The sequence below is a fragment of the Fontibacillus forbon genome (genome assembly GCF_046559655.1).
Classification (GTDB): Bacteria; Bacillota; Bacilli; order Paenibacillales; family Paenibacillaceae; genus Fontibacillus.
In genome coordinates this window covers 329,559-342,546 of the sequence record NZ_JBKGFV010000003.1, presented here as the reverse complement: position 1 = coordinate 342,546, position 12,988 = coordinate 329,559, and the positions used below count along the sequence as shown (strand labels likewise).

General features: G+C 53.8%; 10 protein-coding genes. 5 read left to right on the top strand and 5 right to left on the bottom strand.

Translation table 11 applies throughout. The features are described 5' to 3' along the window. The first annotated feature begins 24 nt into the window (after positions 1-24). Complete coding sequence (locus ACLB09_RS13675) at positions 25-696, top strand: hypothetical protein (RefSeq protein ID WP_410770389.1); 672 nt, start codon at positions 25-27, stop codon at positions 694-696. Positions 697-1,266: 570 nt separating this feature from the next. Here ACLB09_RS13675 and ACLB09_RS13670 read toward each other — a convergent pair. Further along, the gene (locus tag ACLB09_RS13670) at positions 1,267-2,685 is read right to left on the bottom strand and encodes a hypothetical protein (RefSeq protein ID WP_410770388.1); all 1,419 of its coding nucleotides are present in this window, start codon (positions 2,683-2,685) and stop codon (positions 1,267-1,269) included. 250 nt (positions 2,686-2,935) lie between these two features. Between ACLB09_RS13670 and ACLB09_RS13665 the strand changes: the two genes are divergently transcribed. After that, the gene (locus tag ACLB09_RS13665; protein WP_410770387.1) at positions 2,936-5,065 is read left to right on the top strand and encodes an S-layer homology domain-containing protein; all 2,130 of its coding nucleotides are present in this window, start codon (positions 2,936-2,938) and stop codon (positions 5,063-5,065) included. After that, complete coding sequence (locus ACLB09_RS13660; RefSeq protein ID WP_410770386.1) at positions 5,052-5,942, top strand: GNAT family N-acetyltransferase; 891 nt, start codon at positions 5,052-5,054, stop codon at positions 5,940-5,942. The genes ACLB09_RS13665 and ACLB09_RS13660 overlap by 14 nt, the downstream gene beginning before the upstream one ends. Here ACLB09_RS13660 and ACLB09_RS13655 read toward each other — a convergent pair. Together ACLB09_RS13655 and ACLB09_RS13650 are read right to left on the bottom strand one after the other, a co-directional pair. After that, positions 5,929-6,474, bottom strand: a complete 546-nt coding sequence (locus ACLB09_RS13655) for a hypothetical protein (RefSeq protein WP_410770385.1) — start codon at positions 6,472-6,474, stop codon at positions 5,929-5,931. The genes ACLB09_RS13660 and ACLB09_RS13655 overlap by 14 nt on opposite strands. A 12-nt stretch (positions 6,475-6,486) precedes the next feature. Next, complete coding sequence (locus tag ACLB09_RS13650) at positions 6,487-8,001, bottom strand: sensor domain-containing diguanylate cyclase (protein WP_410770384.1); 1,515 nt, start codon at positions 7,999-8,001, stop codon at positions 6,487-6,489. A gap of 166 nt (positions 8,002-8,167) precedes the next feature. Between ACLB09_RS13650 and thrC the strand changes: the two genes are divergently transcribed. Then, positions 8,168-9,559 carry a threonine synthase gene (thrC, locus tag ACLB09_RS13645; protein ID WP_410770383.1) on the top strand — a complete coding sequence of 464 codons (1,392 nt, stop codon included), beginning with the start codon at positions 8,168-8,170 and terminating at the stop codon, positions 9,557-9,559. 608 nt (positions 9,560-10,167) lie between these two features. After that, the gene (locus tag ACLB09_RS13640; RefSeq protein WP_410770382.1) at positions 10,168-10,734 is read left to right on the top strand and encodes a DNA-3-methyladenine glycosylase I; all 567 of its coding nucleotides are present in this window, start codon (positions 10,168-10,170) and stop codon (positions 10,732-10,734) included. Between the two features lie 101 nt (positions 10,735-10,835). On the opposite strand, the gene ACLB09_RS13635 is transcribed toward ACLB09_RS13640, so the two are convergent. Then, positions 10,836-12,056 (bottom strand): stalk domain-containing protein, encoded by a 1,221-nt coding sequence (locus ACLB09_RS13635; protein WP_410770381.1) that lies wholly within the window; start codon positions 12,054-12,056, stop codon positions 10,836-10,838. Positions 12,057-12,211: 155 nt separating this feature from the next. Next, positions 12,212-12,865, bottom strand: coding sequence for a glycosyltransferase (locus tag ACLB09_RS13630; protein WP_410770380.1), 654 nt, complete (start codon positions 12,863-12,865; stop codon positions 12,212-12,214). Positions 12,866-12,988: the final 123 nt, after the last annotated feature.

The window sequence follows — 12,988 nt, the reverse complement described above, 5'->3', positions numbered from 1 at the left end:
TTTTTAGCGAGAGGATGAATAGGCATGGAATTTGGGGAAGCGCACGGTATGTGGATTCAACGACATTTGGCGAATAGATCGGGGGAACGCCGGGGACGGCTGGAGCGAGGCCATGCCCACGCCGAAAAGCTCTTTCTGCGCAACGTCTGGTGGCCGCTGCGGGGTAACCTGGAACATCTCCATCCGGAATACGAAGTATCCGATTGGCGCGGTAGGCCTTATTTTGCAGATTTCGCCTGGTTACCGGGGTATGTAAAGCTAATGATCGAAATCAAAGGATATGCCTCGCACGCACGGGACATGGACCGGCAAAAATTCAGCAACGAACTAAACCGCGAGACCTTCCTTTACGCAATGGGCTGTAACGTGATCTCCTTTGCTTATGACGATGTGGAGCAGCAGCCCGAGCTCTGCATCACTTTATTACGGTTGGCAATGAGCCGGTATCAGGCTGAACTGGCTCCGTCTAGCCGTGCTATTTTCGCCGAGAAGGAGCTCATTCGTCTTGCCGTTCAAATGGGCGGGCAAATCCGCCCCAAAGATGCAGAGCTTCATTTTGGAGTCGATCACAGAACAGCCGTCCAAATGCTGCGAAAGCTGTGCGACAAAGGCTGGCTGCTCCCCTCTTCTCGGGGAACCGGCCAAAGGCTCGTGCGATACGAGCTGGCTCATCATGTTTTGGATTACTTTAATTGACTGGAGATGAGTTGGGCGGGTGCCGGGATAGTACGGGGGTTAGCGCGGCGAAAATGGGGAGGAGATTGCGGACCTCTAGTCGATTCACGATACTTTAGTGCGAGCAGGTATTATTCTTGCCAAGTTACTTTAACTAACTGGAAAACCTACAGGTAATTTGTGCGTTTGAGGCGGTTGGCGGCATTTAGATGGAAAACCTACAGGTAATTCGGCCGAAATGCGAGGATTAGCTAAGTTTGGGTTGAAATAACTGTAGGTTTTACAGTTATTTTAGCCCCGGGCTTCTTTTGTTCGAAATTAGCTGTAGGAAATCCAGTTAATTAGGGTCTGCGTGAGAGGGCGGGTGAGGGGCCGAGTATGCGTTCAGACAGGAGGCAGGCGTGGGGCTGGAGCGCTACTTGAAGACGGCGCGAGCCACTGACTGGACGCGCTATTCGAAGACGGCGCGAGCCACTATGCGTGGGGCCGACCGGCTGCAATAAGACGGCGCGAGCCACTGGCCGGAGCGCGACATCCTCAAATTAGCGGCGCGCCAGCCTCAAGCCGGCCGTTGCCACCCCTATGGTGCTGTTACACCAGAAACATGGCCACCACCGTCGTTACGCCGAGGCCGATCAGCACCGGCTTCAAGTTGCGGCGCGCCAGCTCGAACGGGCTGACGCCGCAGATGGCCGCGGCCGGGATCAGGGCCCACGGGATCAGCGTGCCGCCGCCGACCCAGATGGCGGCGATTTGCCCGAGCGCCGTCAGCGTGGCGGCGCCGGAGTGCGTAGCGACCGCAAACAGTTGGGCGATCGACCCGGCGAGGGAGATGCCTGAGAAGCCGGAGCCGTCGAGGCCGGTAATCGCCCCGGTCACGACCGACGTTACGGCGCCAACGGCTCCGTTTAGCGGAACGCTGCCCGCCAGCGCGACGCCGAGGTCATTCACGATCCCGTGCGAAGCTTCCGGGAGCACTTTGCCGAACAGGTCCGTGAAGGCCGAGTCGCCCAGATAAAAAAAGGCGGCGATCGGGATGACCGGACCAAAGACTTTAAAACCGAAGACGAAACCGTCAATCAGATAGGACGTCACTTTTTCCAGCCCCTGATTGCGATGTGCCAGCAACGTGACCGCGATCAGAATGATCACCGCGGTCCCCCCTACAAGTGCCGTGGCGTCTCCGCCCTGCAGGTTCAGCCAGAACATGGCCGCTACATCGGCCAGAAACAGAAGCGGGATGAGGATGGCCAGCGTTCTTTTCGCGCCCGGCGAAATAACGGCTCGTTCCTCCTCTGCTGCACTTCCGGAAGATCGCAAGGCGCCGGCTGCGCTTTTTTCGGCGACAAGCCCGTCTCTCCACGTTCCCCGCTGCATATCCCTGCGCATCATCCAAAACGCGATCACCGTGGTGACAGCCCCCATCACGATAACCAATGGAACGCTTGCCGCCATCACCTCGTTTACCGGCAACCCCGCCGCGTCCGCCGTTAATTTCGGCGCTCCTTGAATGATATAATCGCCGGACAACGCGATCCCGTGGCCGAACAGATTCATCGCCACCGCGGCCCCGAGTGCGGGAAGCCCGACGCGGAGCGCCACCGGCAAAAGCACGGCGCCAATCAGCGCCACCGCCGGAGATGGCCAGAAAAAGAAAGAGGTCACCATCATAATGAGGCCGATTCCCCAAAAAGCGACCGCCGGCGTACGGATAAACCGGGTCAGCGGTGCGACCATCGTTTCATTGATCCCCGTGATGATCAGAACCCGGCTCATGGCGACAATGATCGAAATGATCATGATCGTCCCCATGAGTTCTTTTGTAGCATAAATAAAGGAGTTAAATATTCCCGAAACCGAGCCGCCGAGCGTCTCCGTCGCAAGCAGGCCGAGCAAGAAAATCCCCGCCACGCAAATCATCGTCGTATCGCGCCGCTTGATCAGCAGCGCCAGAATGAACACGATAAACGCCAAATAAACGTAATGGATCGCCGTAAGCTGAATTCCCATTACCCAACCACGCCCTTCCTTGCTTCCAAAGTGGTGCTATATGCTATGCGTGGGCCTGGGCATCGGTTCGGAACCGGCCTCGGATAATATTTCGAAATTTAATATATTATTTTTAAAAAAAGTTAATTACAAAAATATAGCAATCCTTTATGCTTAATAGGAAGTAATTTCCTTAGTAGATTCAATAGACATCAAAAATAGATAAACAACAGCTAAGGGTATCAAATTAGCCAAGGGGGTCATCGTACGGATGAACAACAAAATCATATTTAAAGTCATGACTACAGCAGCACTCCTCAGCGCTTTTGCCTTTCCCGTATCCGCGGCGGCGGAACTGACCGACATCAACGGGTCTTACGCCAAGGATGCCATCAATGAACTGGTGCAAGCCGGCATTATCAACGGGAAAGGCGAGGGCAAATTCGACCCTACGGGAAAAATCTCGCGTCAGGATTTTGCGATCATTTTGGCCAAATCTTTGAACCTTGATTTGCAATCCGCTCCGGCAACGGCTACCTTCACCGACGTGCCGGCCAGCCATTACTCCTATCAATTCGTGGAGGCCGCGGCAAAAGCAGGCTTAATCAAGGGACAAGGAGACGGCAAGTTCGGCTTGGGCCAAAATCTCTCCCGCCAGGATATGGCGGTTCTTTTCGTACGTGCACTGGGCGTTGACGCCGCGGGGAAAGGGGCCGATCTTAAATTCTCCGACGCCGCCCTAATTGCCGACTACGCTAAGGACGCCGTCGCAGCGGCCTTGGAACTGAGGCTGATTTCGGGCAACACGGACGGGACGTTTAACCCTGCAGGAAACGCGGAACGGCAAGCCGTCGCTCAAGTCGCCTCCAAATTCCTCAAAAAAGCCGAAGAGTTAAAAAACCAGACTCCGCCTCCGTCGGAAAATCCGGGGACGGGAAGTCAGACATCCCCACCTCAAACGCCGGCTCCGACAACGCCTCCGGCGACTACCGGGAATACCGGCGGTAGCGGAGGCAGCAACGGGAGTAGCGGAGGCGGCGGGGGAACCACCAACCCGGGCACGAATCCCGATACTACCACATTGGCCGCCCCTTCGCTGTCTTTCTCCGATTCCAGTACCATTGCCGTCGCTTACAGCGAAACGCTGGATACCACGCATGTTCCCACAAAAGAGGATATCAAAGTCAGCGGCATGGACGGTGAGCAAATATACCCTCTTTCCATTCAAAGCATCGCCATCCAAGGCAAGTCCGTCCTTGTGAAACTGGAACGGGGCCAAGCTTTGGATGCCGAAGTCGAGGTATCCTACCAGCCTCTGGACCCCGACCGTGCGATTCGCAGCGCGTCCGGCAAGCTGTCCCCTGTATTTTCAAACAAGCAGGTGGTTTACCGGACGGATGACCCCCTGGCTTTGTTAAGTAAAGTTATTGATGAGGCGCAGGGTCTTCTGAGCTCGGCCGAAGGGAACAGCGGAAACACCACCGGGAAATACTCTCCTTTTGCGGTCGAGTACCTGGGCAGCGCTGTAAACACCGCCATCGAGGTACAACACGATTCCATGGCGACGGAGGAGCGAATCAAGGAAGCGATCGATGCGTTGAACCAGGCCCTTGATGAGTTCGAAGGCTCCTTGATCCAACCTTTGGAGGTCACCCAGGTGGCCGGGGAGTTCTTCCTGAAGCCGGGCACCGCCACAAAAATTGTGCCTGCCGAGGGGAATAACACTTATACCAAACAGAGCCTGAAAAATTTGATCCAGGTTCAACGGAACGGGGAAGATCAGTTCTTTACCACGGTGAACAACAGTGAAGATGCGTCCCTCGGTTTGATGACGAACGGCGAGGTGATCGGCAGTATCGAGGTACGTTCGTCGGACGAGCAATGGGTCACCGTAAGCAATATGGGAAGTGATGGCCTTTCCGTTAGCGCAAGCGCCTCAGCCACCGAGCAATCGGAGGCCGAATTGATCTTTACCGTAACGGAAGCCGGAACGACGGTTAAAGAGGTTATTATCCCGGTAAGATTCGATGCCCAAAAACCGACCGCGACCAGCGCCACTTACGATAGCGGGGTCATGACGGTCACCATGGACGAGCCTCTGTACACTATCGGATATGAAACCCCGTTACCGGGAAGTATCAGAGTTGATTATTTGCTTGCCGGAGATCCGGCTCACCCCATTCCGTTAGATCTTACGGACTTCACCATTGCGCATAGGAACGGAGAAGATACGATCATCATTGCCCTCACGACAGAGGGTATGATGAAATACCCGCCGTTTCCGCTTCCCGTTCCGGCATTCCAAATCGTTTTCAATCAGATGGGGGACTTTGTGGGAAATAAGCCGGAACCTGTGATCATCCCGATTTCCTTCCCGCTTCCTCCTTATGAGCAAGATTGAGGTTCGCGCCTATCGCGGGGCATTGCCCCAAGCGTATAGTGCCTTGATGCCGAAGGAGCTCCTGTCTTTCATGCAGGAGCTCCCTCCGTCTTTTGCGGCGCTGGGAGCGAGCCTGGGCGAACGGCCCGTCGGATTGGCCGTGGCCAGCTTGCATGCCGACGGCCCGGCTGCCGCGAAGGCGGCGAATTTACGCGCGCTCGAGATCGACGCGCGCTACCGCCGCCAAGGCATCGGCCGCCAATTGCTCGGCATGCTGGAGCAGCTGCTGCGCGAGAACGGCGCGGCCGGGATCAGGGCGGAGTATGTCGGCCCTGCGGAGCCGGACTCTATGAAGGCCGCCTTTTTGCGCAACTGCGGCTTTGCGGCGCCGACGCCCGGCATTCATGTCTGGAGCGGCCCGCTGCGGGAGATCCTTGAGGATCTCCCGCGGATCAGGCGGCTCGAAATGCCGGCCGAGTTTTCCTGCGGGCCCCTGTCCGGGCTCCGCCCCGGGGAACGTGCCGCGATTGCCCAGGGAAAAGGCGTCTGGTATCCACCGATCCTCGACCCTTTTGCGGAAGAGGAGTGCATTGATCAGGAGCACAGCTTGATTTTGCGGTATCGGGATGTACCCGTGGGATGGATCATTCTGGAGAGGTTTGACGAACGCACCGTACTCTTCAAGAGTATGTTCGTGCGGGAGAAGCATCAGCGTCTTGCCCGTGCCATAGCGCTCGGGGTTGAAGCCGGCCGCCGGATTATCGCGGAGGGCAAACTTACGGAAGGCATTTATTTCGTGGAGGCGGATAACGAAGACATGGTCCGGTTCATGAATCGGCATATCGACCACCCTGCGATTCATAAAGAGATTTTGTGGAGAACGGTCAAATCGCTTTGACCGTTCTTTGCTCCGGATCGGCAGCCCCAGCCGGTTTGCGTCTTTTGCGGCCGACTTGAATTTGCCGATAGACCTCTTCGTTAATTTCCTTCAGCGTAGCCGGGTGGATCAATTTGCAGGTACTCATGTTCTGGTAGTCGGATTCGTTGATTTTTCCCTGTTCCAGAATCTGATCCAGCGCAGGGAGGCGAAAATCCTTGATCGGCAAATACGCAAGCAGGATCTTTTCTTTTTCCGTTTTGATATACATTTTAAGCCCGGATAACCGGGGGAAAATCAAAGACTTGTAATCCAGCTTGATGACGAGACTCTCCCGGCTCGCATTCCGGATCGAAGGAATATTGGTGGGCAAGGAAACGAAATAAACGATTTGCTCAAAGGAATAGTCCATATTCGGAATTTCCAGATGAAGCATACGGCTTAGCTTACGTGCCCTGGATTTTAACTCCTGACCATAAAAATAACGCCCGCTCCCTACAACCATAAGTATGAACAGCAACACAATCATAAATGAAGATAATCCGGTGACCATCCTTCAACCCTCCTAGCACACCACTCGATTTTTGCCTGACTCTTTTGCCTGATAGAGCGCCTGGTCCGCGGTATCCACTAGCTCATGCGGGGTCAATGAAGGCATCTTGCGGGACGAAGCCACGCCCAGACTCACCGTCAGGCGTCCGGCCGGCTGTTTCTCTCCGCCGGGGAACGAAGCGCTCTCCACCTGGGTCCGTATGCGCTCCGCCACCAGCACAGCCTCTTTCTCCTCCGTATCGGGAAGAAGAACGACAAACTCCTCGCCCCCAAAACGAAACGCCTGATCGCGCTTCCGGATCGAGCCGCGGATGACGTCGGCCAATTGAACCAATACTTCGTTTCCGAGCAAATGACCGTTAGTATCATTAAAATGTTTGAAATAATCGATATCCAAAAGAATGAGCGCGATCGGCGGCTCGCCGGAAACCGGCCAATGCTGGGTGAGCAGAGACTGAAATGCGCGATGATTATGTAGTCCGGTCAATCCGTCCTTAAGTGCCATGTCCTCCACCTTCATATAAAGCCGGGATTGGTGGATCGCAATGGCGGCCTGGTTAGCCAGCGGCAGCACGCTGTCGATATCGTTCGCCGTGATCGGCTTCTTGTTGACCGGATTGTCGATCAGAAGCACTCCGACCTTGATCCCCTGGCTTACCAGCGGAAACACGGCCAGCTCGCTCATATTAAATTCCCGGCCCAGCATTTGCAGCACCGGATCGCGTTCATCGGCCCTGATTTCCTGAAGATGCCGCGGAGTGTCTCCCTCCAGCACTTCCGCCAGAAAATTAGGCTCGTTCAGCGGAATTTGAATTCTTTTCACCCGTTCATTCAGCTTCAAATCCGACGACGATTTCTCTTTCTCCTTAATTTCTATCAATTCCACGAGCTTGTATTTATGCTTGGTAATCCTGTCCCAAATTGCGTATCCTTCTTCGGCGCTCATCGGCCCCGTCCCCATAATGCCGTGCAGCTTCGTCCCCTGTTCGTTCATCAGCATGACGAAGGCCCGGTTAAAGCCGAGGCCGTGTCCCGCCGTCACCGAAGTCAAAATCGTTTGCAGCAGTTTGTCCAAATTAAACGTTTGCTGCATGGATAGACTGACTTCCTTAAACACGTTCAGCTGGCGCGAATTTTCCGTGAGCTTACCTAGCCAGCCCTCGCTTTCGCTTTGTAAATGCCCGATATGCCTGATAAGCATATAAATGCCCGCCGTAAACAAAAGGTAAGTCGGTCCGACCGATAAATCGCTTACACGACATTGCGCATATAAAATCAACCAGGCCACGCCGGTGCTGATGACGCCTCCCCATAACCCGAAACTTAGCACCGAGACACCTATAAACAGGAGCAGCATCCAATTCGTATGCTGAAAATCAAACAGATACCCCTGGACTTCGACCAGCACCAGCGAAGACATGATTAGAATCCATCTATTCAGCGTAGCGTTCAGTTTAAAACGAAAAACGTTGGCCAAAACCGCAATCAGGATCGTTAGAAAAAAAACCAGACTATATTTTGCAATCATCGGCAATCTCTCCTGGCTCCAAGGTGACTTAGTTAGTTCGACCTAATTCCATTGTACCACCATTGCTTATCCCATCAAGCCGAAATAAAAATGACGCAAACCTGTTGGGAAAGCGGACATTTTTTGTTACAATGGTTGAAAATCGTTGAATGCAAAGGGGATCATTATGGAATACATCAGCACTAGGGGGAAAGTAGCGGGCATCGGCTTTATCGACGCGGTCCTGATGGGACTGGCCGACGACGGCGGTCTGCTCGTACCGAAGCATATCCCGCAAGTATCGGATGACACGCTGGCACAGTGGCAAAAGCTCTCCTACCCGGAGCTGGCCCTTGAAATTTTTGCGTTGTATATTGACGGGGAAATCCCGCGCGAGGATTTGAAGCAACTCGTGGACGACAGTTACAAGACGTTCCGCGACAAGGAAGTCACTCCGCTGCGCCGGGTAAAAGACGGGCTCCATGTACTTGAGCTGTTCCACGGACCGACGTTCGCTTTTAAAGATATCGCGCTGCAATTTCTGGGGAACCTGTACTCGTACATCTCCCGCGAAAAAAATTCCATCATCCACATTCTCGGCGCCACCTCCGGCGATACCGGGGCTTCGGCCATCGAGGGCGTACGGGGTAAAGAAGGAATTAAGATCTGCGTTCTGCACCCGAACGGCAAGGTCAGCAAAGTGCAAGAGCTGCAGATGACGACGGTGGATGACGCCAACGTGCTGAACCTGTCGGTGGAAGGCAACTTCGATGACTGCCAGCGGATCATCAAGGAATTGTTCGCGGACGTAGCATTCAAGCAGGAATATCACCTGCGGGCAATTAACTCGATCAACTTCGCGCGGATTCTCGCGCAGACCGTATATTACTTCTACGCCTACTTCCGGCTTGCGGACTCGGGTGCTGGGACAGGAACCGTTAACTTCAGCGTGCCTACCGGCAATTTCGGAGACATCTTTGCAGGCTTTCTGGCCAAAAAAATGGGGCTCCCCGTCGGTAAACTCATTCTCGCCACGAATGAAAACAACATTCTGGAACGCTTCGTGAACGAAGGCGTCTACCAGCCGGGGGAATTCCATATGACGTACAGCCCGTCGATGGACATCCAGGTCGCGAGCAACTTCGAGCGTTACTTGTACTACCTGCAAGGGGAGGATGCCTCAGCCGTCTCCGATCTCATGGAGGGATTCCGGCAGGAAGGCCGGATTACCGTGTCCGGCGAGACGCTTGCGCAAGTGCAACGCGATTTTGCCGCAGCCAGCGTGGAGAACGACGACTGTCTCGCTACGATCGGACAGGTGCACGATGATTTCGGCTACCTGCTGGACCCGCATACCGCTTGCGGCGTGGCCGCCGCGGACCGGTTCACCGCAAAAGGCGAAGTCACCGTGGCCTTGGCAACGGCTCACCCGGCCAAGTTCAACGAGGCTATCGAGCTGATCCAAATCGAGCAGACGTTCCCGGCGCAGATTCAAGCGTTGTTTGACAAGCCGCAGCACCAAAAGCTTGTCGACGGCTCGAACGACGCCGTGAAGGCGGAACTGCTGAAATTCTTCTAATGACGCGCTAGCCAAGGCTGGCCCCGGTCATCTCTAGATGATTGTGGGGCCGGTCTTTTTATTTAACTGGAAAACCTCCAGTTATTTTGGAGCTTAGGCCCATGATTCGCGAATTAACTGGATAACCTGCAGGTAATTTTCAGGTTTATGACCCTTTCGGCCGGTTTTGAGGAGATTAACTGCAGGTTTTACAGTTAATCCTGGCCAGAACGCCGAAAACGGGAAAATAACTGGATGAAATCCAGTTATTTTTTTGCAGAGGGCGACGAGTCGGTGGCGAGCAGGCCTGCCATTCGGTATCCGCGGAGAAGATACAGGCAGGAACAGAAAATATCGGGGAAGAAGCCGGCAACGAGGAGACTGCGAGCTGAGGCACCAGAGAGACCCGGTACCGAGGAGACTGCGAGCGGAGGCACTAGAGAAATCCGCTACCTTAAGGGACCCGCCGTGCGGACATAACGGAAAGAAAACCGGCGGAGCCGCCCAGGAGGAGGACCAAGAGCAATTCGCGAGAACCGGTTCCGCGACAACTATGTTTTTTTCCCGAATTGAGATAAAATGTGATTATACAATAGGCAAACAAATGTTCGAGAAGGAGTGTTGGCACCGTGAGTCCTACCCGTTGCGCCTGGGTCAATACCGACCCGCTATACATCGCCTACCATGACGAAGAATGGGGCAAGCCGCTTTACGATGACCAAAAGCTGTTTGAATTGCTCATGCTTGAAGGGATGCAGGCGGGATTGAGCTGGTATACCATTCTGAAGAAACGCGAAACTTTCAGAGAGGCCTTCGATCATTTCGACCCCCAACGTATTGTCTTGTATGGACCGGACAAGGTAGAGGAATTAATGCAAAATCCGGGAATCATCCGAAACCGCTTGAAAATCCAGGCGGTCATCACCAATGCGCAAATCTACCTGGATATCGTCAAGGATGGCGGCAGCTTCGCTGAATACCTATGGAGTTTTGTGGACGGCAAGCCCATCGTAAACCACTGGGAAACCATCGCCAGCGTCCCTGCTTCCACCCCTCTCTCCGATGCCATGAGCAAGGCTTTGAAGAAGAAGGGGATGAAATTCGTCGGCTCCACAATTCTTTACGCCTTCATGCAAGCCTCCGGCATGGTGAACGATCACACGCTCGATTGCTTCTGCAGAAGCGGGAAAGCGTAAACCTCGAACCATCCGAATGCCAAAAAACACCTTACCGACATCGAGGAGAGACGCCATAGAGCGTGTATCATGCGATGAATGGAAAGGTGTTTTTAGTTATTTCATTCTACTTCCACCACGACTTCGGCCCATGCCGTCGACGCCGGTCCATGTTCAGGAAACGGAATATAACGTGGGCTATTGACGGTAATCAGATAATATCCGGGATCGTCCAGCCGGATATCGCCGGCAAACTTGCTGTTCTTGATGGCCAACTCTTTCGAGTCGACGCTCCTGTATACCTGGCGACCCAAGCCTCCCGCAACAGGTTCGTATTTCTGAACCGCCAGCGTCACCTGATCGAAGCTGTCGCTTGCTTTCCTAATGTTACCCGCAAAATGAATCTTCTCGCCTTGCTTGACCCTTACATATCCTGCTCCCGGTGAGGTAAAGGTTACATGCATTTTGCCCTCCTCCGTCAACGCGACCGGTACATCCTCAGGGTTCGGCACTTTGCGCAGCACACTAAAATCGGCGGTTCCCGCAGAGATCGCGAACAGCTGCATCGGATTGACGCCGGGGCGCAAATCCACCGTGAATTCCATACGGTTATACAGGCGTCCGTCCAGGGCAATGTTTTTATCCGTCACTTTGCCGGTGCCGCCGCCCCAGGCTCCGTTACCCAAGGAGGACAAGATCTGCGGGGTATACATGTCCTGCTGGTACAGCATGGTGAACGTCGCCGTCTTTTGGTCCGCTTCCCAATCGGAAACGTAAGTCTCGATGACCTTATCGCTCCAGGTCCATGTCATCTTTCCCTGCGAAGTGGAGGCCGATACCCCCAGCCAAGTCAGCGCCTTCACCGGAATATACACTCTGCCGCCGGAAACAAACGGCATCGGTATTTCTTCGCCGGAGATCGCTTGCCCATCCTCCGTATAGACTTGATCCGAACCGGAACGGAAGATCAGTTCCCGCCAGACCGGAGCGAGTTCCCGCTTCATGATGACGCGGGCTTCCTGCTTTTTCGCGTTCCAAGTTACGGATTCGGCAGCCCCGCTTAACTGCAGCGTACGTAATGGTACAAATACACGGCCGTTTTTCCGAAGCGCCTTGTCCACATCAACAGACTTCCCGTCGAGCATCGCGGATGTGCCTTGCGCACTGAATTTCATCTCGTGCTTCACGCGGTACATTTTGGCAATGTCTCCTTGCGGCGGCTCTGTCTTAATTCCCGGCGAAACGGGAACCTCCGCTTTAGCAGAAGAGGGTACAAGTGCGAAACCGGCACCCAGACTTAGAACAATAACCGCGGATAACAATATGCCCGATAGTTTTTTCACGGATTGGGATCCCCCCTTATTCCTAATATACGCTTTAGACGCACTTCATGTAGGAAAGGTTACGCGGCTACGGCGCCGGGTCCCTGTATTTAACTTGAGGAAGACAAAAAGCCGCCTACTTTTGTGTAAGCGACTCCTGTCATTTCTAGTCCATTTTATTTGAACTTGTCCGGGAATTGCCGGATGATCCCCCGGGTAAGCGCATCGGCCAATACAATAATATGATTTTCGCCTTGATCGAAAGCCATGATATCGGCATTCCAATCTTTATTCAATCTTGCTGTTAATGCGTTTGTAATCAACTCGAGATGATGGTACAGCAATGTCTGAAATTCCTTTACGGTCCAGTACGGATTGAGACTATTCAGAAACTTCGCGATATCATCCGCATTGCGATGCCATTCTTTATTGAGCTTCTCCACCTCTGCCTGCTGGCCGCTTTTTGCCGCGTCGACAATTTTACCCGCTATCAGAATATGCTCCTTCAACAGTTCAGCCAGCGTGTTTCCTGCGGCCTCTCCATAATAAGGCTTGATCGCGTCTCCGATATCCTGCTGATTCTTCAGCAGCCTTGCCAATACCGCCTTTTGATCCTGAAGTCCGTCTACTGCACTGACGATATAGTTCCGCGTCCAAACCACATGATCGATCCAAAGCTTCCTCATTTCGCTTGCTAGTTTGAACGCCGCCGGACTTATGCAGGTGTTTTTGACGGACGGTTTTTCTACTTCCGCCGCTCCAACGATTGCCGGCGACACCAGCCCGGTGAGCAAACAGATCATCGTGAATATCAACAATCTACGTTTCATGCAGACCCTTCTTTCCAGGTTGAAGTTGAACGTTTATATTTTGAACACTTCCTTCCGTTTCATTCATCGTCCCACCCATTTTTCCGACGCCCCCGACATCTACCCGGGCCAATGAACGACTTC

What these genes read in the sequence shown, in the direction of transcription:
- ACLB09_RS13675 (WP_410770389.1), top strand. Translation starts at nt 25, where the DNA reads ATGGAATTTGGGGAAGCGCACGGTATGTGGATTCAACGACATTTGGCG.
- ACLB09_RS13670 (WP_410770388.1), bottom strand. Translation starts at nt 2,685, where the DNA reads ATGGGAATTCAGCTTACGGCGATCCATTACGTTTATTTGGCGTTTATC.
- ACLB09_RS13665 (WP_410770387.1), top strand. Translation starts at nt 2,936, where the DNA reads ATGAACAACAAAATCATATTTAAAGTCATGACTACAGCAGCACTCCTC.
- ACLB09_RS13660 (WP_410770386.1), top strand. Translation starts at nt 5,052, where the DNA reads ATGAGCAAGATTGAGGTTCGCGCCTATCGCGGGGCATTGCCCCAAGCG.
- ACLB09_RS13655 (WP_410770385.1), bottom strand. Translation starts at nt 6,474, where the DNA reads ATGGTCACCGGATTATCTTCATTTATGATTGTGTTGCTGTTCATACTT.
- ACLB09_RS13650 (WP_410770384.1), bottom strand. Translation starts at nt 8,001, where the DNA reads ATGATTGCAAAATATAGTCTGGTTTTTTTTCTAACGATCCTGATTGCG.
- thrC (WP_410770383.1), top strand. Translation starts at nt 8,168, where the DNA reads ATGGAATACATCAGCACTAGGGGGAAAGTAGCGGGCATCGGCTTTATC.
- ACLB09_RS13630 (WP_410770380.1), bottom strand. Translation starts at nt 12,865, where the DNA reads ATGAAACGTAGATTGTTGATATTCACGATGATCTGTTTGCTCACCGGG.